We start from the raw sequence: 19,468 nt of genomic DNA, 5'->3' as shown, positions 1-19,468 counted from the left end.
ACTACGCTGGCCCGGTCAGCGGCATCGACCGATCGGAGCCCGCGTGGCCTGTGACCTGTGGCTGGTCCCTCTTGTCGACGTGCTGTGCCACAGCCCCGACAACCCGTTCGCCGAAGAGATCGCCTCGTACGACAAGGCGCTGGGCGAAGCCGGACTGCCGTCCGTGCCGGTGTTCGCCTACATGCCGGGCCTGTCCGGGGACGTGGCCCCGGTCGCCGGTTTCGACTACGACGCCCTGCACTTCCTGAGGAGGGCGTACCTGCTGCAGATCTGCGGGCTGCCGGTGACGCCCGTGGACGAGCTCGGCGGGGACTACGAGCAGCTGCTGGAGATGTTCGAGTCCACGGCGCAGCAGTCGCACCTGGTGTGGCACTACGACCACGCCGGCGCGTACGTGCCGGTGGACTTCGCCGCCCCGCTGGCCAACGAGGAGCTGCTGGCGGGCGGCGGGCCGCTGGGCTCCGCGCAGGGACTGCTGCGCGAGCTGGAGTTCGTGGCACCGGCCATCGGGATAAACCCGGCGAACCCCCCGGCGGCCCCGGCGCCACCCGGCCGGCCGACCGCACTGGAGGAGCCGGCGGGCCCCATCCCGTACGACGAGAGCCCGTTCGCCCGGGAGCGGCACGTGTGGCTCGGGCTGCACGCGGCGGCCACCCGCAGCCTCGGCCAGGGCTCGATGATCATCTTCAGCTGAGCGGGTCCCGGCGCTCCGGCGGCGCTCCGCCCGCCGGGCTCCCGGGCGGCCCCGCGATCACCGGGGGGCCGGCTCGGCCCCCGGGCCTAGCGGGGCTGCTCCGGGGGCCGCTGGCGGGGCATGTTCGGGCGGGTGCCCGGGGGCAGCGGGAACCGGCTGGGGTGCGCCCCCGGCTCCGGGGACCGGCTCGCGGGCACGCCCAGGGACTGCATGGCCAGCGGGGCCGGGCCGGACCGGAACTCGACCATCCAGTCCGCCGTCTCGGAGCGCACCAGCTCGGTGACGTCCTCCGAGAACCGGCGCAGCACCGTCAGGCAGCGCTCCGCCGCCTCGCTCGCGGTGCCCTCGGTCGGGCCGAGCACCTCGCGGACGTTCTCCGAGGCCCAGTCGAACTGGAGTGCCTGGAGCCTGCGCTGCACCGCCTGGGCCGTCGCCACGTCCCGCATCCACCCGGAGGTCAGCCCGAAGAACCGGTCGCAGGCCAGACAGGCCGCCCCCAGCAACAGCGACAGGTAGCCGTACGCCGACGCCCCCGGGGCGGAACCGGTCAGCTCCAGCAGCGGCATCGCCGCGCCGGCGACCGCGCCCAGCGCCGCGCCGGCCCGCAGCAGCCGGGCCCCCCGGCGCTTCCACGCCCGGTCGGAGAGGTACCACTCCGCGGTGCGCAGCGCGTCCGCCTCGACGCGCCGGTACAGCTCGTCGAGCCGCTCCGCGGGTTCGCCCCAGTCCCCGAGGGGGAACGGCCGGCCGGTCAGATCGCCCGCGGCCTTCGCCCCGCCCGCCCCGCTGTTGCCTTCATCCCGGGGATCCCGGGGTGGCCCCTCGGGCTGCATCTCCGGCTGGCTCACCCGGCACTCCCTCTGCCTGCGCTGACGTGTGGTGGTGCGCGTGTGCGCAATGGTGCGCATGCTTGTCCACGCTCTTACTACCTCCGAATGGCGGCCCGTGGGCCCGGAACCCCGGGATTTCCGCCCGCACGGAGGGCTTGATCAGGTCCCCGCGCGCCCACTCCGTCACTCGAAAGAGTTGGTCTTCACGGCGTAGGGCGCACGGAGCGGTGAGGCCGTAGGCTCGGTTTGTCCGACGAAGAAGGAGTGAAGCGTGATTCCCGGTGGTGGCCAGCCCAACATGCAGCAGCTGCTCCAGCAGGCCCAGAAGATGCAGCAGGACCTCGCCAGGGCGCAGGAGGAGCTCGCCGCCACGCTCGTCGACGGTCAGGCCGGCGGCGGCCTGGTCAAGGCGACCGTGACGGGCTCGGGTGAGCTCCAGGGCCTGGTGATCGACCCGAAGGCGGTCGATCCCGAGGACACGGAGACCCTCGCCGACCTGGTGGTGGCGGCGGTCCAGGCGGCCAACGAGAATGCGCAGCAGCTCCAGCAGCAGAAGCTGGGGCCGCTGGCGCAGGGACTGGGCGGCGGGTCGGGCATCCCCGGTCTGCCGTTCTGACCCCGGGCCCCCGCGGCAGACCCCCACAGACCTCTCAGGCCGACCCCCAGACCGAACCCCAGACCGAACCTCCAGATCGACCCCAGACCCATTCAGGAAGAAGGCAGTCCGTTGTACGAAGGCGTGGTTCAGGACCTGATCGACGAGCTGGGCAGGCTGCCCGGCGTCGGGCCCAAGAGCGCGCAGCGGATCGCCTTCCACGTGCTGCAGGCCGAGCCGGCGGACGTCCGCCGGCTCGCGCACGCCCTGCTGGAGGTCAAGGACAAGGTCCGGTTCTGCGCGGTCTGCGGCAACGTGGCGCAGGAGGAGCGGTGCGCCGTGTGCCGTGACGCCCGCCGCGACAGCACGGTCATCTGTGTCGTGGAGGAGCCCAAGGACGTCGTGGCGATCGAACGGACGCGTGAGTTCCGGGGCCAGTACCACGTCCTCGGCGGCGCGATCAGCCCGATCGAGGGGGTCGGCCCGGACGACCTGCGGATCCGCGAGCTGCTGGCGCGGCTGGCGGACGGCACGGTCACCGAGCTGATCCTGGCCACCGACCCGAACCTGGAGGGCGAGGCCACCGCCACCTACCTCGCCCGCATGATCAAGCCCATGGGCCTGAAGGTCACCCGCCTGGCCAGCGGACTCCCCGTCGGGGGAGATCTGGAGTACGCGGACGAGGTCACGCTCGGGCGGGCCTTTGAAGGAAGGCGACTTCTCGATGTCTGACGCAACGCTGCACGCCCTCGCGCAGGATCCGGACGACTTCGCCGTCCAGATCGCCGACCAGATCGAGTCCTTCATCGTGGCGGCCACCGAGGTGGCCAAGGGAGAGGACCCGGGCAGCGCGGTGCCCTTCCTCCTCCTGGAGGTCTCGCAGCTGCTGCTGGCGGGCGGGCGGCTGGGCGCGTACGAGGACGTGCTGCCCGACGAGCGGTACGAGCCCGACCTGGGTCCCGAGGCGGACGTGGACGAGCTGCGCGAGCGGTTCGCGTACCTGCTGGACCCGGTCGACGTGTACTCCGAGGTCTTCGACCCGTACGAGCCGCGCAAGGCGCCCGTCGCGCACCGGATCTCCGACGACGTCGCCGACGTGGTCGCCGACCTGCGGCACGGCCTGGCCCACTACCGGGAGGGCCGCACCACCGAGGCGCTGTGGTGGTGGCAGTTCTCGTACTTCACCAACTGGGGCCCCACCGCCTCGGCCACCCTGCGGGCCCTCCAGTCGGTGGTCGCGCACGTCCGGCTGAACCAGCCGCTGGAGGCCCTCGACGGCCTCGACACGGACGAGGACCTGACCGAGGACGACCTCGCCGAGCAGGCGGGCCGGGTGATGGCCCAGGAGCTCGGTTCGATCGGCCGCCGCCCGGTCCGCGAGGGCTAGCGCCTCCCGCGCCCGCCGCGAACGGCCGCCGCGAACGGCCGCCCCGGCGGGGCCCCGGGCGCTCATGCAACCGTGTGATCATGTGACGAAGGGAACGTCTCATGATGTGGTACACGGCGGTCGGAATCCGGTCGCTCGTTAGACTGACCCGCGACCGCAGTACTGGAATGAGCGAGGAGCGCACGTGGGCCTTGTCGTGCAGAAGTACGGAGGCTCCTCCGTAGCCGATGCCGAGGGCATCAAGCGCGTCGCCAAGCGGATCGTGGATGCCAAGAAGAACGGCCACCAGGTCGTCGTCGTGGTGTCTGCGATGGGCGACACGACGGACGAGTTGATCGATCTCGCCGAGCAGGTATCCCCGATGCCTGCCGGGCGTGAGTTCGACATGCTGCTGACCGCCGGAGAGCGGATCTCCATGGCCCTGCTGGCCATGGCGATCAAAAACCTGGGCCACGAGGCGCAGTCGTTCACCGGCAGCCAGGCGGGCGTGATCACCGACTCGGTCCACAACAAAGCGCGCATCATCGATGTCACGCCGGGCCGGATCCGCACCGCGCTGGACGAGGGCAACATCGCCATCGTCGCCGGCTTCCAGGGCGTGTCGGCGGACTCCAAGGACATCACCACCCTGGGCCGGGGCGGGTCGGACACGACCGCCGTGGCGCTGGCCGCCGCCCTCGACGCCGAGGTCTGCGAGATCTACACGGACGTCGACGGCGTCTTCACGGCCGACCCGCGCGTGGTGAAGAAGGCCCGGAAGATCGACTGGATCTCCTCCGAGGACATGCTGGAGCTCGCCGCCTCCGGGTCCAAGGTGCTGCTCCACCGCTGCGTGGAGTACGCGCGCCGCTACAACATCCCGATCCACGTCCGCTCGTCCTTCTCCGGACTGCCGGGCACCTGGGTCAGCAACGAGAAGCCCGAGTCGCAAGGGGACCAGCAGGTGGAGCACGCCATCATCTCCGGAGTCGCCCACGACGTCTCCGAAGCCAAGATCACCGTCGTCGGGGTCCCCGACAAGCCGGGCGAGGCCGCGGCCATCTTCCGCGCCATCGCCGACGCCGAGATCAACATCGACATGATCGTGCAGAACGTGTCCGCCGCGGCGACCGGTCTGACCGACATCTCCTTCACCCTCCCCAAGACCGAGGGCCACAAGGCCATCGACGCCCTGGAGAAGGCGAAGGCGGCGATCGGCTTCGACTCGCTCCGCTACGACGACCAGATCGGCAAGATCTCCCTGGTCGGCGCGGGCATGAAGACCAACCCTGGTGTGACGGCCGACTTCTTCAAGGCGCTGTCCGACGCGGGCGTCAACATCGAGCTGATCTCCACCTCGGAGATCCGCATCTCGGTGGTGACCCGCCAGGACGACGTCAACGCCGCCGTCGTCGCCGTCCACACGGCCTTCGGCCTCGACTCCGACAGCGACGAGGCCGTCGTCTACGGAGGCACCGGCCGATGACCGAAGACCGGTCGTCCGCCCCGGCGCTCGCCGTGGTGGGGGCGACCGGAGCGGTCGGCACCGTCCTGCTCCGGATCCTGCCCACGCGGCGGGACCTCTGGGGCGGCATACGCCTGATCTCCTCCGCCCGCTCGGCCGGCCGCAGGCTGGCCGTGCGGGGCGAGGAGACCGAGGTGCTCGCGCTCACCGAGGACGCCTTCGACGGCCTCGGCCCGGGCGACGTGGTGCTGTTCCTCACCCCGGCCGAGGTCTCGGCGCGCTGGGCCCCGGTGGCCGCCGCGCGCGGTTCGGTGGTGGTCGACACCTCCGCCGCCTTCCGGGACGACCCCGAAGTGCCGCTGGTGGTACCGGAGATCAACGGGCACGCGGCGCGGACCCGGCCGCGCGGGATCGTGGCCGGCCCCGACTGCGTCACCGCGGCGATGATCGCCGCCGTCGGCGCGCTGCACGCCGAGTTCTCGCTGACCGAGCTGGCCGTCTCCTCGTACCAGGCGGCGGGCGGTGCGGGCCGGGCCGGTGCCGAGGCGCTGCGCCGCCAGCTGTCGCTGGTGGCGGGGACCGGGTTGGGCGAGGCGCCCGGAGACGTGCGCCGGGCCGTCGGCGAGGACACCGGACCGTTCGCGGCGCCGCTGGCGCTGAACGTGGTGCCCTGGTCCGGCGAACCGGCCGCGGACGGCTGGTCCTCGCACGAGCTGGCGGTACGCGCCGAGACCCGGCGGATCCTGGGCCTGGCCGCACTCCCGGTCTCCGTGACCTGCGTGCAGGTCCCGGTGGTGACGGGCCATTCGCTGACCGTACGGGCCCGGTTCGAGCAGCGGCCGGCCGTGCCGCGCGCCCGGGAGGTCCTGCAGACCGCCCCCGGCGTGGTGCTGGTCGACGATCCGGCGGCGGGCGAGTTCCCGACCCCGGCGGACGCCGCGGGCACCGACCCGGCCTGGGTGGGGCGGCTGCGGGCCTCGCTGGACGACCCGTACGCGCTGGAGTTCTTCGTGTGCGCCGACAACCTGCGCAAGGGCGCCGCTCTGAACGCCGCTCAGATCGCCGAGATCATCGTGGATGAAATCCCGTGAACACTTTGTAGGATCATCGCTGATCCCTTGATCGAGGTGATGGCCCCGACTGCCGTCTATGTGAAATAGGGCAATCGGGAAGAGCGGGTGCGGATGAGGGCAATCGACGTATTGCGGCTGGGTGCGCCTCGCGCGTACAACCCTTCCGAGGGTACGCGCGTCCAACGGGCGTGGCAGAGGCACTACTCGACTTCGCTGTCCCCCCGGCCGGCTTCGCCGGAGGGATCTCCAAGGCACGCGCCGGACTCGTTCCGCCGCGCCGGCGCCCCGGCATGCCCGGCGGTCTCCCGGTGATCGTTCCCGAGGCCTCGCCCGGTGCCCCGGTCACCCGCGGCGGCCGCGTACCGTCGCCGCGGACGGCTGACCAGGACGACGCGCCCACCGCGGTCATCGCGCCGTCGGCGACCGCGGCCGGCACCGACGTCGTCGCGGGCACCACGGTCGACCACCTCACCGAGACGTACCGGACGCACTACCGCTCCCTGCTCGGTCTGGCCGCGCTGCTGCTCGACGACACCGCCTCCTGCGAGGACGTCGTCCAGGAGGCCTTCATCCGCGTCCACTCCGCCCGCAGGCGGGTGCGTGACCGCGAGAAGACCCTGGCCTACCTCCGCCAGACCGTCGTCAACCTCTCGCGCTCCGCGCTGCGCCGCCGCATCCTCGGCCTGAAGCTGCTCTCCAAGCCGATGCCGAACATGGCGAGCGCGGAGGAGGGGGCCTACGACCAGCTGGAGCGGGACGACCTGATCAAGGCCATGAAGAGCCTGCAGAGGCGGCAGCGCGAGGTGCTCGTGCTGCGCTACTTCGCGGACATGACGGAGGCCCAGGTGGCCGAGACGCTCGGGATATCGCTGGGCTCGGTGAAGGCGTACGGATCGCGGGGCATTGCCGCGCTGCGGGTGGCGATGGAGGCCCAGACATGACCGAACCGAACAAGCAGGACCCGGGCGCGGAGGACCTCGCGCTCCGCGAGCTCTTCCACGGCGCCGTCGCCGACCTCAGGCCCGCCGACGACGCGCTGGACCGGCTGCGGCACGCGGTGCCCCGGCGCCGCGCCCGCAAGCGGCAGGCCCTGGTCGGGGCCGCGGCCGCGGTGGTGCTGGTCGGGACGGGCGTGCCGGCCCTGATCCAGCTCACCGACGGCCCGGACGGCTCACGCCGGGCGACGGCCGTGGCCGGCCACGGCCAGGACGCCGGCCAGACCGGGGACGACCCCTCCGACCCCAACATGGCCCGCCCAGGCGGCAAGGTGAAGGCCTCCAAGTCACCGGCCAAGGACAAGGGCGACACCGGCGGCACCGCCGGCCAGACCCCGCCCCCCGCCGGCCAGCAACCGCCCCCGACCGGCACCACCGTCGGCGGCGGCTCCGCGGCGACGGGCGGCACCGGCGGCACCGGCGGCTCGACCGACGACGGCCGGCCCTCGGGCCCGATGCCGCCCGCCGCGCCCCCGACCACCCCCGCCTGCCGCGCCGACCAGCTGGGCGCCGTCGCCGAGGCCCGGACCCCGGACGCCGACGGCAAGGTGTACGGCAAGTTCCGCATCACCAACCGGTCCGCGCGCGACTGCGTGGTGAACGGCGCGGGCGCGGTGTCCGCCGCCGTGGCGTCCGGGCCCTCGGCCTCGGCCCCGGTGCCGGTCGTGCAGCACAGCGCCGACGGCCCGGCGACCGGACTGCCCGCCTACTCCTCGCTGCCCTCGCTCCTGCTGTCCCCGAACTCCTCGTACGAGGTCCGGTTCGCCTGGGTGCCGGGCGCCGACGGCTGCGCGGCCGCCACCCCGCCGGCCGTCCCGCCCGCCGGGGCGGAGGACGCGCAGGGCGCGGACACCGGCGGCTCCGCCGCGTCCGGGGCGACCGGGGTGCAGATCACGCACACCGCGGACCCGGGCGCCCCCACGAGCCGGACGGTCGTCCCGTCGGCCTGCCCGGGCGGCACGGTCTACCGGACCGGCATCATTCCGGTCGGCGACTAGCGGCGGGGCCGGCGGCGGGGGCCGCTGCCGCCGGCCCGGCGGCCGCGGCAGCCGCGGGTACGTCCGCGTCCGCCAGGCCGGCCTCCGCGTCGCGGAGGGCCTCCACCTCACGCCGGTACAGCCGGAACCACATGAACAGCACGAACGCGGCGAAGACGAACCACTCGCCGGTGTAGCCGAGGTTCTGGAAGGCCTTGAGGTCGAGACCGGTGTTCGACGGGGCGCGCGCCGGGACGGGCTCCATGCCGTCCGCGCCCTGCTGCACGGTCACCCACGCGTCGTACAGCTCGTGCGGCACGAGGTTCACCAGCGAGGCCGCGCCGATCACCCCCAGCTGCCCCTCGGGCAGACCGCCCGAGGCGTGCACGCCCTTGGTGCCCGAGTTCTCCGGAGCCTGCAGTGCACCGGTGACCTCGACCCGGCCGGTGGGCGGAGCGGGGGCCCTGGCCGGCTCCGCGGCACCCGGGAGCCAGCCGCGGACCACCGGGAGCACCTTGCCGCCGTCGGTCTCCAGCAGCGTCAGCACGTAGAACCCGGACCGGCCGTCCAGCCGGCGCTCGGGCACCAGGAACTGCTCGCGGTACTCCCCGGCGGCCCGGGCCAGCCGCCCGGAGGTCCGCTTGTCCACCGGGAGCAGCGAGTCCAGCGGCGCGGCCCGCTCCTCGGCGGGCCGCTCGGCGGTGGCCTCGCGGTGGGTGTCCACGCGGTCCTCGAACCGGCTGAGCTGCCAGGTCCCCATGAACAGGCAGACGGGGACGGCCAGCACGACGAAGAGGTTGATCCCCCACCACCGAGGGGTCAGCAGAAACCGGTTCACCCCTCCACGGTACGGGCCCCCGCCGGCCACCCGGCCGCCGGGGGCTCCGCCCGTCCCGTCACGCGGAGAGGTGCCGCAGGGCGAAGTCCAGCTCCATCCGGACCTGCTTGATCCGCTCCTCCACCACCAGCGAGCCGTGGCCCGCGTCGTAGCGGTACACCTGGTGGACGGCGCCGCGGGCGGCGAGCCGGTCCACGTAGTTGTCGATCTGCCGGATGGGGCAGCGCGGGTCGTTGACGCCCGCAGCGATGTGCACGGGAGCCCGGACGGCGTCCACGTACGTCAGCGGGGACGAGGCCGCGTACCGCTCGGGCACCTCCTCGGGCGCGCCGCCGAACAGGGTGCGGTCCAGCGCCTTGAGGGCCTCCATCTCGTCGTGGTACGCCGTGACGTAGTCGGCCACCGGTACGGCCGCCAGCCCGACCGCCCACACCTCGGGCTGCGTGCCCAGACCCAGCAGCGTCAGGTAGCCGCCCCAGGAGCCGCCGGAGAGGACCAGCCGCGCCGGGTCGGCGAGGCCGGAACCCACCGCCCACTCCCGGACGGCGGCGATGTCCTCCAGCTCGATCAGGCCGACGCGGTGCTTGAGCGCGTCCGTCCACTCCCGGCCGTAGCCGGTGGAGCCGCGGTAGTTGACCCGGACCACCGCGAAACCGTGGTCCAGCCAGGCGGCGGGCGTCGCGGCGAACGCGTCGCTGTCGTGCCACGCCGGGCCGCCGTGGATCTCGAAGATCGTCGGGAAGGGGCCGTCACCGTGCCCCACGGGCCGCTGCGCGAGGGCGTGGATCCGCCCGCCGGGCCCGTCCACCCAGACGTCCTCGACCGGCACCGACCGCGGGGCGGTCATCCCGGGCGCGTCGAGGACCGTGCCGCCCGCCGTGGACCGCACCACCGGCGGTTCGGCCGCCGAGGACCACAGGTACTCGACGCTGCCGTCCGGCCGGGCGGTCGCCGCGGAGACCGTGCCGGCGGGGGTGTCGACGCGGTCGAGGCGGCGCTCCGCCAGGTCGTACCGCCACAGCTCGCCGCGCGCCTCGTGGCTGTGCGAGACCAGCAGGGCACGACCGTCCGGGTACCACTCGGCGGCCACGTCGCCGGGAAGGTCGATCGCCAGCTCCTCCTCGGTGCCGGCGGCCACGTCCCAGATCATCGGCTCCCAGCGGCCGCGCCGCTGGTGGCCGACGAGCAGCCGGGTGTCGCCGGCGACCGGGGCGAAGCCGAGGACCTCCAGGCCGAGCTCCACCGTGCCGCCCTTGGAGTCGTCGAGCTCGGCGACGGTGGCGCCCCCGGGGGTGAGGACCCGCAGCGCGGAGTGCATGGCGTCGCCGTGCTCGGTGTGCTCGATGGCGATCAGGGTGCCGTCGTACGACAGGTCGCCGACGCCGGCGGACTCCCGGTGCCGGTAGATCTCGACGGGCGCGGTGCCGTCGGGCCGCCACACGTGGACGGTGCTGCCGTCCTCGTCGGTGGAGCGGCCGACCACGGCGGTCCCGTCGCGGCCGATGGCCAGACCCGCCGGGTAGGACGGGGGCAGACCCGGCGTCGCGGGCTCGTCGGCACCACCGGCGAAGGGCTGCCGCACCCACGTCCCGAACTCGTCGCCGTCGGTGTCGGAGAACCACCAGATCCACTCGCCGTCGGGGGAGAGGGTGCCGTCGGTGGTGCCGTTGGGACGGTCGGTGGCCTGCCGGCGGGTGCCGGTGGCGCGGTCCCAGGCGTAGAGCTCGTAGGTTCCGGTCGCGTTGGAGACGAACAGCGAGCGGTCCGGGGCGTCCTCGGCCCACTCGGGCAGGCCCACGCGCGGAGCACGGAAGCGCTTCTCCCAGTCGGGCATGTCGTTGGTCATGCCGTCCATTGTGTCCGGATGCCGACTGGGCCGGACGGGGGGACGGTGGTGGACGCGGGCCTGACCGGTTCCGGGTGCTCCGAACAGGAGCGGCCCGCGCCGCGGCCGGTCCCGGGCGGCCGCGCCGCCGTATCGTGGGCCCATGCTGATGCTCGTCCGGGGCGCCCGGCTCTACGCGGGGGACGGCCGGGTCGCACCCGGCCTGGTCGACGTCGAGGTCGCGGAGGGCGGCCACGTGGCGCGCGTGGTGCCGTACGACGACCAGCGCGAGCCCGCCTCCACCGGCCGGCTGATCGAGGCGCACGGCGACCTCCTCAGCCCGCCCTTCGTCGAGCCGCACATCCACCTCGACACGGCGCTGACCGTGGGGGAGCCCCGACCGAACGCGTCCGGGACCCTGTGGGAGGGCATCGCCCGCTGGAGCGAACGGAAACGGACCCTGACCCGCGAGGACGTGATCGGCCGGGCCACCGAGGTGCTGCGCTGGCAGGCCGCCAACGGGGTGCTGCACGTGCGGACCCACTGCGACGTCACGGACGAGCGGCTGGTGGCCCTCGATGCCCTGGCCGAGGTCCGCGACCGGGTCAGGGACGTGATGACCCTCCAGATCGTCGCGTTCCCCCAGGAGGGCATCGTGTCCTTCCCGGGCGGCGAAAGGCTCCTGACGGAGGCGGTGGCGCGCGGCGCCGACGTGGTCGGTGCCATCCCGCACTTCGAGGACACCCGCGAGGACGGGGTCGCCTCGCTGCGCACGGCGTTCGAGCTGGCCGAGCGGCACGGGCTGCGGGTGGACGCGCACTGCGACGAGATCGACGACGAACAGTCCCGCTTCGTGGAGGTCCTGGCGACGCTGGCGCTGCGGTCGGGCCTGCGCGACCGGGCCACCGCCTCCCACACCACGGCGATGGGCTCCTACAACGGCGCCTACAGCTACAAGCTGCAGCGGCTGCTGGCCCGTTCGGGCATCAACCTGGTGGCCAACCCGTTCGCCAACCTGGGCCTCCAGGGCCGCTTCGACGGCTACCCCAAACGCCGGGGCCTGACCCAGGTCAAGGAGATGCTCGCCGCCGGGGTGAACGTGGCCTTCGGCCACGACGACGTCATGGACCCCTGGAACCCGCTGGGCACGGCCGACCCGCTGCAGACCGCCCTGGTCGGCCTGTACGCGGCGCAGCTGACCGGAGCCGAGGAGATCCCCACCGCCTACTCCATGATCACCGACCGGGCGGCCGCGGTGCTCGGCATCGGCGAGGAGTACGGCCTCCGCCCCGGCTGCCCGGCGGACTTCGTGCTGCTCCCGGCCGGCTCCCCGGCCGAGGCGGTACGCCGCCAGGTCCGCCCGCGGTACGTGGTCTCGCGGGGCCGCGTGGTCGCCGAGACCCCGGCCGCGCCGACCCGCCTGGCCTGGCCCGGGGAGGCCCCCGTCGACGTGGACTTCACCCGCCCCTGACATGATCGTCGGGCACGAGCGGGACCGTCGTAAGGGGAGGGCCGGGACCATGTGGCAGGTAGAGGGCAGGGCGGCGCGGACGGCGCTGGAGGTCTGCGCGGAGTACGCGGACGAGGCACTGCTGAACCACTCCGTCCGTTCGTACGCCTTCGGCGCCCGGTACGCGGCCGACCACGGCCTCTCCTTCGACGCCGAACTCCTCTACGTCGCGGCCCTGCTGCACGACCTGGGCCTGACCGCGCCCTTCGACTCGTACGCCCTGCCCTTCGAGGAGGCGGGCGGGCACCTGGCGCGCGTCCTGACCGCCGGACTGGGCTGGCCGGCGGACCGGCGCGCCCGCGCGGCCGAGGTGATCGTGCTGCACATGCGGGACGACGTCACGGCCGAGGAGGACGTCGAGAGTCACCTGCTCCAGGTCGGCACCAGCGCCGACGTGTCCGGGCTCCGGCTGGAGGAGTTCGACCCGGCGTTCCGGGCGGAGCTGGTCGCCGCGTACCCGCGCGCGGGCTTCGGCGGCCGGTTCCTCGACCTGATGACCGACCAGGCGGGCCGCAAGCCGGACTGCGCGGCCGCCTCGCTGGTCGCGGGCGGTCTGGCCACCCGCATCGGGGCGAACCAGCTGGACCGGCCCTGACCGGCGGGTGGTCCCGGCCCGGCGCCGCCTAGGCTTCGCCCCATGGAGTCGTACACCATCGGCCAGGCCGCGAGACTGCTCGGCGTGAGCGTGGACACCGCCCGCCGCTGGGCGGACGCCGAACGCTTCCCGACCCGCCGCGAGGGCAACCGCCGCATCGTGGACGGCCCCGACCTCGCGGCCTTCTGCGCGGCGGTGGCCCAGGAGGACGCCGGGGACGAGGACGCCCCGTACACCTCGGCGCGCAACGCCTTCCCCGGGATCGTCACGGCGGTCAAGCTGGGGACCGTCGACGCCCAGGTCGAGATCCAGGCCGGGCCGCACCGCGTGGTGTCGCTGCTCACCCGGGAGGCCGTGGAGGAACTCGGCCTCAGGGTCGGCGACCGGGCCACCGCCCGCGTGAAGTCCACCAGCGTCTTCGTCGACCGTCCCTGACCCCTCCCCGAGGGCGGGCGCGCTCCCTGCCCGGACCGTGCTCAGTCCGTGCGCAGCGCCGCTCCGGCCTGCCCCGCCAGTGCCACGGCCAGCCGGCGGGCCCGCAGCGGGGGCAGAGGCCCTCCCGGCGGCGGGTCGAGCAGGTAGCGGCCGTACTGCCGGCCTGCCACGGCGACGGGCAGTTCCACCTCGCCGTCGGGCCACACGTCCGGCCAGTACGTGCACTCCGGGTCGTCGGTGCCCAGGCCCTGCCAGATCGTGCCGCCGTGCTCCAGCCGCGGCAGGTGCCCGGTCGCCGGTCCGGCCGGCGTGTCCGGTGCGGCCCGCACGAAGCGGCACCCGCGCAGCCCGAGGAGCCCCACCAGCTCGGCCCGTACGTGCTCGGCCACCGCCTGCGGCCCGGCGCCGCCTTCCGCGAACCGGACGACCCCCTCCAACCGCTCCAGATCGGCCTCCTCGTCGGCGGCCTCGCTCTCCAGGGCGCGTCCGCGGACCGCGAGCTGCCCGACGATCAAGCCGGTGACCAGCAGCAGCACGGCGGTCTCCGGCTCAGCCGTGCCGCCGAGGAAGACGCCGAACCACACCGCCGCCGAGAGCGCGGCGAGGGCCGCGGCCGCGCGGTTCCCCAGCGCGGCGACCGCGACGACCACGACGACCAGCACCAGCGCCTCGTTCGTCCCCGACAGCGCGTCGCGGAACGGTACGAGCACGAGTGCGGCCGCCAAGGGGGCCACCAGAGCCGTGGCGAGCGCGACCCCGTCGCGCAGCCGGTATCCGGACATGGCTCAAACCTGCCATGAAGCCGCCCTCCGTGACGTTTCTGTGGTGAACGCAATACGCCGTTGGGGTGAGTAAAGGCCGCGTAACGAGAAGTTCCGGGTCCTCTCCGTAAATCATCAGGTTTCGGCAAAGGACGTCGTGTCGCCACGGCATTCCCTTGCCGCTGTGCATGCCCACCCCCCCACGGAGGAGCCGGACATTGAGTTACGGGAACAAGCTGCGGGAGCGGATCGCCGAGCCGGGGACGACCCCCCTGATCGGCGTGTACGACATGTACTCGGCGTCCATCGCGGCCGGGCACTACGACGGGATGTTCGTATCCGGATTCGGCTTCGCGGCTTCGTACTACGGACTGCCGGACATCGGATTCATCGCCTGGCCCGACATGGTCGCCTTCGTCCAGCGCCTGCGCGGCGCCTTCCCGGGCCACCACCTGCTCGTCGACATCGACGACGGCTACGTCGACCCCGAGGTGGCCTGCCACGTCGTGGAAGGACTGGAGCGGATCGGGGCCTCCGGCGTGATCCTGGAGGACCAGAAGCGGCCGCGCCGCTGCGGCCACGCCGACGGCAAGCAGGTCCTGCCGCTCTCCGAGTACCTCGACAAACTGCAGATGGTGCTGGCCACCCGGCGGGACCTGGTGGTGGTGGCCCGGACGGACGCCACGGACGAGGCCGACATCCTGCACCGGGCGGAGGCGCTGGCCGCCACGGACGCGGACGTGGTCCTCGTCGACGGGGTGCGCAGCGTGGAGTGGATCCGGCGGATCCGCGACGTGGTCGGCGGCAAGCCACTGCTGTTCAACCAGATCGCCGGCGGCAAGTCGCCCCGGCTCTCCCTCACCGAGCTGGCCGAACTCGGGGTGGACATCGCGATCTACAGCACCCCGTGCCTGTTCGCCGCCCACCAGGCGATGGACTCCGCCCTGGCCGAACTCAAGTCGGCCGACGGACGCCTGCCCGCCGCGGACGGCGGCGCCGGGGTGGGAGTGGGCCACTCGACCCGCCTGCTGGAGCGCAACATCGCCCGCCACCACCCGGTGCGCGAGAGGGTCCGGGTGTGAACGGCGCCACCCGCCTCCGCACCGCCCTGGCCCTCGCGGCCGCGCTCCTCGCCGCCGCCGCCCCGCCGGCCGCCGCGAGCGGTGACCTGATCACGGTCATCGACAACTCGCACTCCGACTCGGTGGTGGAGATCGACCGCACCGGCAACCTCCAGACCGGCAGCGGCACATCGGGCAGCGACCACGACGGCACCGCGGTGGACATGCTCGCCACCCTCGTCAGCACGGTCCACCGGGACTCCTGACCCGGCCGTGGCGGCCACCCCGGCCGCCACGGCCCTGACGCGGGAACGCAGAAGAGCCACCTAGGAGATCTCCTAGGTGGCTCTGACCTGGTCTTGCTGAGTCGGGGTGGCGGGATTTGAACCCACGACCTCTTCGTCCCGAAGCAACCCTGGTGATGGGCCGACCGGGTGGCACCGTGCCGCTGACCTGCGTCGACAGTCCCAGACGGTCCGTCGTCGTCCGGCGCTGTCCGCCCCCGTTGTCACTCAGTTAGACACTCACCTGTGGAGCGATCACAGCTGCTGGTCGCGGCTCGTCAGCTCTGCAAGTGGTTGGCCCATGCAGCCTTGATCCGTTCCCCCTGATCGGCAGTAATGACGCCGGCATCCAGTGCCACTGACACAAGATCCGCTCCGACCGCCAGCTTCATGCTGGTGAAGGCGTCGTTCATGCGGTCCACGCTTCGAGGCGTGCCGACATGCCCCATATCGAGGTCGTCAGGAAGGAAGTTGGCCACCTCACCGTCGTGGTTCTCGAACGCGGCCGTGTCCATCCGAACATGGACCCGCTTCGTGCCAATGGTGACGACGGTCCCGTGAGACCCATGGTGAAACAGGGGCCTATCGCTCGGCGCCCTGACCGTGACCTTGTCTCCGACCTTGAAGCTACTCAGGGTCTTACCGCTGCCGAACACGTGTGTCCCCCCTCGGATGTGTGCATCACTTGACAGCTTTCGTGCCGAATCAGCTGAGACACCAGTTTTGAGGTAGTGCGCCTTACAGAACTCGACCAGATCATCCGCGTGGATCGCGCCGTACTCTTCAGGGCGCAGCTTCTCGACAGCGTCAATGATTTGGTGAACTGAGGCCGATCGGAGGCCTCTCGCACTGGCGTCATCGCTGAGCGAGACACCCCAGTACTTCACGAGAACCGGACTCTCCTGAAAGCTGCGATAGGTCTGCGTATCACGCAGATCGCGATCCGTGATCTCTACGTTCAGCCCCTCGGAGAGCGCCTCACGGGCGTACTCCAGAGCGGCCTCCAGATCGAGCGTGTAGAGGGTCAGCGGTCGCCCGTTGGGCTCACGAGGTATGGCCATACACGCACTCTACGAACCCTCTCAGGCAGGCGAAGTGGCTTCGGCGGAAGATCGCGATCTCCTCCACCCCATCGACCCGTGACCTGTCGTCGCCGACCCGACCACCGCCCATCCACTTGGTGATCACGTGGCGATCGACCGAGTCAGCGACTGACCGGAATCTCGTAGACGATCTCGCACAGCGCAGCGGGGATGACGATGTCCGCCGTCTCCACGGGCTGCCCCTGGTCGCTGTAGTACGTCCGCCGGATGTGGGTCACGACGGAGGCCTTCTGAATCCCGAGGAGCGACGCTTCTTCGGCGGTCGCGTTCCGCGGCTCGGGCTGCTCGACGGCATGGCTGACGGTGACGCCGATCTCCGCCATTCGGTTCACGACGCCGATCCCGGCATGCGGCCCACCCTCCGGAAGCACAACGAGCGTGCCGCCGGTGAGCTCGTACGGCTCCCAACTCGTCGACAGCTGCACGGGCCTGCCGTCAGCGAGGAACTCGTAGACGGTACGGACGCACAGATCACCCTCGGCGATCCCGAGCCGCGCCGCGATCTCAGCCGGCGCGGGCACCTTCGCCTCGGTCCGGCTCTCCCAGTTCCCCTGCTTGCCCAGTGCCTGCATATCCGCCCGGAACGGGGAACCGCCCGGCTGCTCACGCGCCGAGGATCGCACCACCCGTACGCGCTGCCTGGGCTCGGCGACGTAAGTACCCGAACCCGCGCGTCCCTCCAGCACACCTTGAGAGATCAGCAGTTCCTGCGCCCTGCGAACCACGTTCTCGCCGACACCGCACTCCTCGGCGATCTGGGCGCGTGAGGGGAGCCGATCGCCGGCCGTCCACTCGTGCTCCGCGATCCGCTGCCGCAGGACGTCGGCGATGCGGAGATAAGGCGGCTGCTCAGGCATGTGGAAAATCTAGTCCACTAGCTCTAATCTAGTTAACTAGCTTCACTCAACGTGTTCAATCGGCGACGGAGGCCCTCCTGTGCCCGCTTCGGATGCGAGGGCCAAGGATCTCGCCGTTCGGTTGTCGGCCCTCGGGCTGACCACACGCGTGAAGCCGCACGCCACGTACACGTCGATCGAAGCGGAGGTACCGGAGGCGCTGCCCGCCGAATCGTGGCGGGAGGTCTTGGAAGTGGTGGCGGAGGCCGACCGATTCGGGCTCGTCGCCAGCAGCTTGACCGGCCGCACCCTCTGGGCCGCCGTAAACAAAGCGGTCCCCGCGACGGGCGACGTCCGGGGACCTGGCCGTCAGCGATAGGAGCTGATCAGCGTGCACAACCGTATGGGCCCCACCCCCGCCCGCACCAGTGGGCTGCAACTACCCACACTCTCCTATGCCACGCACGGGAGGACCACGTACCGGTCGAGCTCGTGCGCGATCGGCACGCACTCGGAATGCGCCCAGTCGTCCCCCGCAGCGGCGCCTGTCGGAGTCCCCGTGATCTACGAGGCCTGCGCCTGCTCCTGCCACGTGGCGGACGAAGCCCCTGAACCGCGGCAGGCGAACCAGTGAGAGGGCAGCCCCCCACTGGCGCGTACGCCGCGAGCATCGAGATCACATCGGTCAGCGTCCAGCTCGGCGACGTCATCCCAATCGGTGGCCAGCCATGCCGGGTCGCCGACCTCGTCCAGATGCCGGCCGGGGCCAAGCGCCTGTTCTTCGAGACGGGTGAGGTGCTGACGCTGCATGCGCGGAGCCAACTCATCGCCCTCCGGATGATGAGGAAGTGGTGATCCGCCCCGTGCCCTCCCGCCGTCAGACCATCGCGGACGACCTCCGCCGCCAGATCGCGACAGGCCACTTCAAAGCCGGCGAACGCCTTCCCTCCGAAGCCCAACTCGCCACCCGCTACGAGGTAAGCACACCAACGCTTCGAAGCGCCCTCGCGCTCCTGCAAGGCGAAGGCCTGGTGGAGAAGATCCACGGCAGCGGCAACTTCGTCCGCCACCCGCTCCGCAGGATCACGTACGTCGGTGGAGGAGCCGCGCCGTACGCGCACACCGGGACCGCTGGGCCCCTGCGCCTGACCGTCCGAACCACCAACGTCCAGGCGCACGGCCACCTGACAGCCCTCCTGCACGTGCCATTCGGCAGCCCCCTGACCGAATTCCACTGCCTCAGTCACCAAGGAAAATCGCCGCACGGCCTGGCACGCATCTACGTCCCCCGCGACCTGGTGCCGGTCGACTTGGCCGAAGAGTCCCCCGAGGCCCTGACGACACGCCTGGCAGAGCTCCGCCCCCCACTGGCCGAGGTCCAGGAAAGGCTCAGTGCCCGCCTCCCAACCCCGGAGGAGGCGACGACCCTTCGAATCGGCACGTCCTTGGCCGTCCTCTCGATCACACGCGTGGCGACCGACACGACGGGGCGCGCGGTAGAAGCGGCCCTCTTGGTCCTGCCGGGCGACCGATCCGACGCACTCTTCACTGCCCACCCTCCGACGAAAGCGAGGACGTCGAAGAAATGACCTCGTACACCGAGCTGAGACTCCTCCCATGGCCCGGCCTCGACGGCAAGCCCTGCTTCCTGAGCACAGACGACGCCGGCGGCTACCTCTCCCGCCTAGCCGACAGCACCGAAGCGATACAGCTAGGCCTGGGTGCCGAGCTCCTGGACCACGCGCTAGAAGTACTCGCCGACGCCGAGACAGATCCCGACGAGCTCCGTCTACTGGCTACGGACCTAACGGGCGCCCTGCAAGACGCGGTCCGCGTAGCAACAAGCCGCGGCCGCCGCATCCCGCGCCCAGGCCAGTCGGTTCGCGCGGGATTGCCAGCGCGCTCCAGGTAGGAAACTCCATACAAGGCAACACCGGAGCGGCCCCAGGCCCAGTCTGGGGCCGCTCCTAGTTGGGAGACACGGCTCAGAGGCTCCATGCGCCCCACAAGTTGTGGTGGTCCGGGCCACCGGCGACAGCCCTGCGACTCCCTCAGGCCACGAATGGGCCGCGGACGGCAGGATGGCGCTTCAGGTCTCTTGCAACTTGGCGCCAGGGCCCAGTTCGGGTGCACCGAGAGAGATGCGACGTGTGGTCACGCTGATAGATTAGAACTTTTGTGCTAGTGAAGAGTGTTGGCGTCGGCCGTCGCCGATGTGGCGGCAG

23 protein-coding genes are annotated in these 19,468 nt (G+C 72.0%); 16 read left to right on the top strand and 7 right to left on the bottom strand.

Annotated features, from left to right (window positions below):
* The first annotated feature begins 43 nt into the window (after positions 1-43).
* On the top strand, positions 44-694 hold the full coding sequence (locus tag ACFY61_RS28710; RefSeq protein WP_389476639.1) for a hypothetical protein: 651 nt from the start codon (positions 44-46) through the stop codon (positions 692-694).
* A gap of 86 nt (positions 695-780) precedes the next feature.
* On the opposite strand, the gene ACFY61_RS28705 is transcribed toward ACFY61_RS28710, so the two are convergent.
* Positions 781-1,542, bottom strand: a complete 762-nt coding sequence (locus ACFY61_RS28705) for an SLATT domain-containing protein (RefSeq protein ID WP_389476637.1) — start codon at positions 1,540-1,542, stop codon at positions 781-783.
* Between the two features lie 253 nt (positions 1,543-1,795).
* Between ACFY61_RS28705 and ACFY61_RS28700 the strand changes: the two genes are divergently transcribed.
* The 7 genes from ACFY61_RS28700 (at position 1,796) to ACFY61_RS28670 (ending at position 8,016) form a co-directional block, all read left to right on the top strand.
* Positions 1,796-2,140: a YbaB/EbfC family nucleoid-associated protein gene (locus tag ACFY61_RS28700; protein WP_389476635.1), complete on the top strand. Its 345-nt coding sequence runs from the start codon at positions 1,796-1,798 to the stop codon at positions 2,138-2,140.
* A 111-nt stretch (positions 2,141-2,251) separates the two neighbouring features.
* Positions 2,252-2,851, top strand: coding sequence for a recombination mediator RecR (recR, locus tag ACFY61_RS28695; RefSeq protein WP_389476633.1), 600 nt, complete (start codon positions 2,252-2,254; stop codon positions 2,849-2,851).
* The gene (locus ACFY61_RS28690) at positions 2,844-3,506 is read left to right on the top strand and encodes a DUF5063 domain-containing protein (protein ID WP_389476631.1); all 663 of its coding nucleotides are present in this window, start codon (positions 2,844-2,846) and stop codon (positions 3,504-3,506) included. Before recR ends, ACFY61_RS28690 begins: the two co-directional genes overlap by 8 nt.
* Before the next feature lie 184 nt (positions 3,507-3,690).
* The gene (locus ACFY61_RS28685; RefSeq protein ID WP_389476629.1) at positions 3,691-4,971 is read left to right on the top strand and encodes an aspartate kinase; all 1,281 of its coding nucleotides are present in this window, start codon (positions 3,691-3,693) and stop codon (positions 4,969-4,971) included.
* The gene (locus ACFY61_RS28680) at positions 4,968-6,041 is read left to right on the top strand and encodes an aspartate-semialdehyde dehydrogenase (RefSeq protein ID WP_389476627.1); all 1,074 of its coding nucleotides are present in this window, start codon (positions 4,968-4,970) and stop codon (positions 6,039-6,041) included. The genes ACFY61_RS28685 and ACFY61_RS28680 overlap by 4 nt, the downstream gene beginning before the upstream one ends.
* A gap of 170 nt (positions 6,042-6,211) precedes the next feature.
* Positions 6,212-6,964 carry a SigE family RNA polymerase sigma factor gene (locus tag ACFY61_RS28675; RefSeq protein ID WP_389476625.1) on the top strand — a complete coding sequence of 251 codons (753 nt, stop codon included), beginning with the start codon at positions 6,212-6,214 and terminating at the stop codon, positions 6,962-6,964.
* Positions 6,961-8,016 carry a hypothetical protein gene (locus ACFY61_RS28670; protein ID WP_389476623.1) on the top strand — a complete coding sequence of 352 codons (1,056 nt, stop codon included), beginning with the start codon at positions 6,961-6,963 and terminating at the stop codon, positions 8,014-8,016. Before ACFY61_RS28675 ends, ACFY61_RS28670 begins: the two co-directional genes overlap by 4 nt.
* On the opposite strand, the gene ACFY61_RS28665 is transcribed toward ACFY61_RS28670, so the two are convergent.
* Positions 7,997-8,833 (bottom strand): SURF1 family protein, encoded by an 837-nt coding sequence (locus ACFY61_RS28665; protein ID WP_389476621.1) that lies wholly within the window; start codon positions 8,831-8,833, stop codon positions 7,997-7,999. The genes ACFY61_RS28670 and ACFY61_RS28665 overlap by 20 nt on opposite strands.
* A 58-nt stretch (positions 8,834-8,891) precedes the next feature.
* A complete protein-coding gene (locus ACFY61_RS28660; protein ID WP_389476619.1) occupies positions 8,892-10,688 on the bottom strand; it encodes a prolyl oligopeptidase family serine peptidase in 1,797 nt (598 codons plus the stop codon).
* A gap of 133 nt (positions 10,689-10,821) precedes the next feature.
* Here ACFY61_RS28660 and codA point away from each other — a divergent pair, with 133 nt between their 5' ends.
* From codA to ACFY61_RS28645, 3 genes are read left to right on the top strand one after another with little or no spacing between them, the layout of a single operon-like run.
* Complete coding sequence (gene codA, locus ACFY61_RS28655) at positions 10,822-12,129, top strand: cytosine deaminase (protein ID WP_389476617.1); 1,308 nt, start codon at positions 10,822-10,824, stop codon at positions 12,127-12,129.
* Between the two features lie 49 nt (positions 12,130-12,178).
* Positions 12,179-12,763: an HD domain-containing protein gene (locus ACFY61_RS28650; protein WP_389476615.1), complete on the top strand. Its 585-nt coding sequence runs from the start codon at positions 12,179-12,181 to the stop codon at positions 12,761-12,763.
* Between the two features lie 42 nt (positions 12,764-12,805).
* A complete protein-coding gene (locus tag ACFY61_RS28645; RefSeq protein ID WP_389476613.1) occupies positions 12,806-13,198 on the top strand; it encodes a molybdopterin-binding protein in 393 nt (130 codons plus the stop codon).
* Positions 13,199-13,239: 41 nt separating this feature from the next.
* Here ACFY61_RS28645 and ACFY61_RS28640 read toward each other — a convergent pair whose 3' ends face one another.
* A complete protein-coding gene (locus tag ACFY61_RS28640) occupies positions 13,240-13,980 on the bottom strand; it encodes a histidine kinase (protein ID WP_389476611.1) in 741 nt (246 codons plus the stop codon).
* Positions 13,981-14,177: 197 nt separating this feature from the next.
* Here ACFY61_RS28640 and ACFY61_RS28635 point away from each other — a divergent pair, with 197 nt between their 5' ends.
* Together ACFY61_RS28635 and ACFY61_RS28630 are read left to right on the top strand one after the other, a co-directional pair.
* Entirely contained in the window at positions 14,178-15,041 is an 864-nt protein-coding gene (locus tag ACFY61_RS28635) for an oxaloacetate decarboxylase (RefSeq protein ID WP_389476609.1), read from the top strand.
* Positions 15,038-15,286 carry a hypothetical protein gene (locus ACFY61_RS28630; protein WP_389476607.1) on the top strand — a complete coding sequence of 83 codons (249 nt, stop codon included), beginning with the start codon at positions 15,038-15,040 and terminating at the stop codon, positions 15,284-15,286. The genes ACFY61_RS28635 and ACFY61_RS28630 overlap by 4 nt, the downstream gene beginning before the upstream one ends.
* 296 nt (positions 15,287-15,582) lie before the next feature.
* On the opposite strand, the gene ACFY61_RS28625 is transcribed toward ACFY61_RS28630, so the two are convergent.
* Positions 15,583-16,365, bottom strand: a complete 783-nt coding sequence (locus tag ACFY61_RS28625) for a hypothetical protein (protein WP_389476605.1) — start codon at positions 16,363-16,365, stop codon at positions 15,583-15,585.
* Positions 16,366-16,508: 143 nt separating this feature from the next.
* Entirely contained in the window at positions 16,509-17,264 is a 756-nt protein-coding gene (locus ACFY61_RS28620) for a GntR family transcriptional regulator (RefSeq protein ID WP_389476603.1), read from the bottom strand.
* A 79-nt stretch (positions 17,265-17,343) separates the two neighbouring features.
* Between ACFY61_RS28620 and ACFY61_RS28615 the strand changes: the two genes are divergently transcribed.
* A complete protein-coding gene (locus ACFY61_RS28615; protein ID WP_389476601.1) occupies positions 17,344-17,622 on the top strand; it encodes a hypothetical protein in 279 nt (92 codons plus the stop codon).
* 185 nt (positions 17,623-17,807) lie between these two features.
* Here ACFY61_RS28615 and ACFY61_RS28610 read toward each other — a convergent pair whose 3' ends face one another.
* Positions 17,808-18,053 carry a hypothetical protein gene (locus ACFY61_RS28610; protein ID WP_389476599.1) on the bottom strand — a complete coding sequence of 82 codons (246 nt, stop codon included), beginning with the start codon at positions 18,051-18,053 and terminating at the stop codon, positions 17,808-17,810.
* Positions 18,054-18,094: 41 nt separating this feature from the next.
* Here ACFY61_RS28610 and ACFY61_RS28605 point away from each other — a divergent pair, with 41 nt between their 5' ends.
* Together ACFY61_RS28605 and ACFY61_RS28600 are read left to right on the top strand one after the other, a co-directional pair.
* On the top strand, positions 18,095-18,832 hold the full coding sequence (locus ACFY61_RS28605) for a GntR family transcriptional regulator (protein ID WP_389476690.1): 738 nt from the start codon (positions 18,095-18,097) through the stop codon (positions 18,830-18,832).
* Positions 18,829-19,155 carry a hypothetical protein gene (locus ACFY61_RS28600; RefSeq protein ID WP_389476597.1) on the top strand — a complete coding sequence of 109 codons (327 nt, stop codon included), beginning with the start codon at positions 18,829-18,831 and terminating at the stop codon, positions 19,153-19,155. The genes ACFY61_RS28605 and ACFY61_RS28600 overlap by 4 nt, the downstream gene beginning before the upstream one ends.
* The last annotated feature ends 313 nt before the right edge of the window (positions 19,156-19,468 follow it).

This window comes from Streptomyces sp. NPDC012888, assembly GCF_042900645.1.
In the GTDB taxonomy this organism is placed as follows: Bacteria; Actinomycetota; Actinomycetes; order Streptomycetales; family Streptomycetaceae; genus Streptomyces.
This window is presented reverse-complemented; position numbering and strand designations above follow the sequence as displayed.

Excerpts from the sequence above, each read along its gene's own strand:
- ACFY61_RS28620 (WP_389476603.1), bottom strand. The coding sequence starts at position 17,264 with ATGCCTGAGCAGCCGCCTTATCTCCGCATCGCCGACGTCCTGCGGCAG.
- codA (WP_389476617.1), top strand. The coding sequence starts at position 10,822 with ATGCTGATGCTCGTCCGGGGCGCCCGGCTCTACGCGGGGGACGGCCGG.
- ACFY61_RS28645 (WP_389476613.1), top strand. The coding sequence starts at position 12,806 with ATGGAGTCGTACACCATCGGCCAGGCCGCGAGACTGCTCGGCGTGAGC.
- ACFY61_RS28625 (WP_389476605.1), bottom strand. The coding sequence starts at position 16,365 with ATGGCCATACCTCGTGAGCCCAACGGGCGACCGCTGACCCTCTACACG.
- ACFY61_RS28600 (WP_389476597.1), top strand. The coding sequence starts at position 18,829 with ATGACCTCGTACACCGAGCTGAGACTCCTCCCATGGCCCGGCCTCGAC.
- ACFY61_RS28610 (WP_389476599.1), bottom strand. The coding sequence starts at position 18,053 with ATGCAGCGTCAGCACCTCACCCGTCTCGAAGAACAGGCGCTTGGCCCC.
- ACFY61_RS28680 (WP_389476627.1), top strand. The coding sequence starts at position 4,968 with ATGACCGAAGACCGGTCGTCCGCCCCGGCGCTCGCCGTGGTGGGGGCG.
- ACFY61_RS28640 (WP_389476611.1), bottom strand. The coding sequence starts at position 13,980 with ATGTCCGGATACCGGCTGCGCGACGGGGTCGCGCTCGCCACGGCTCTG.
- ACFY61_RS28650 (WP_389476615.1), top strand. The coding sequence starts at position 12,179 with ATGTGGCAGGTAGAGGGCAGGGCGGCGCGGACGGCGCTGGAGGTCTGC.
- ACFY61_RS28690 (WP_389476631.1), top strand. The coding sequence starts at position 2,844 with ATGTCTGACGCAACGCTGCACGCCCTCGCGCAGGATCCGGACGACTTC.
- ACFY61_RS28670 (WP_389476623.1), top strand. The coding sequence starts at position 6,961 with ATGACCGAACCGAACAAGCAGGACCCGGGCGCGGAGGACCTCGCGCTC.
- ACFY61_RS28660 (WP_389476619.1), bottom strand. The coding sequence starts at position 10,688 with ATGGACGGCATGACCAACGACATGCCCGACTGGGAGAAGCGCTTCCGT.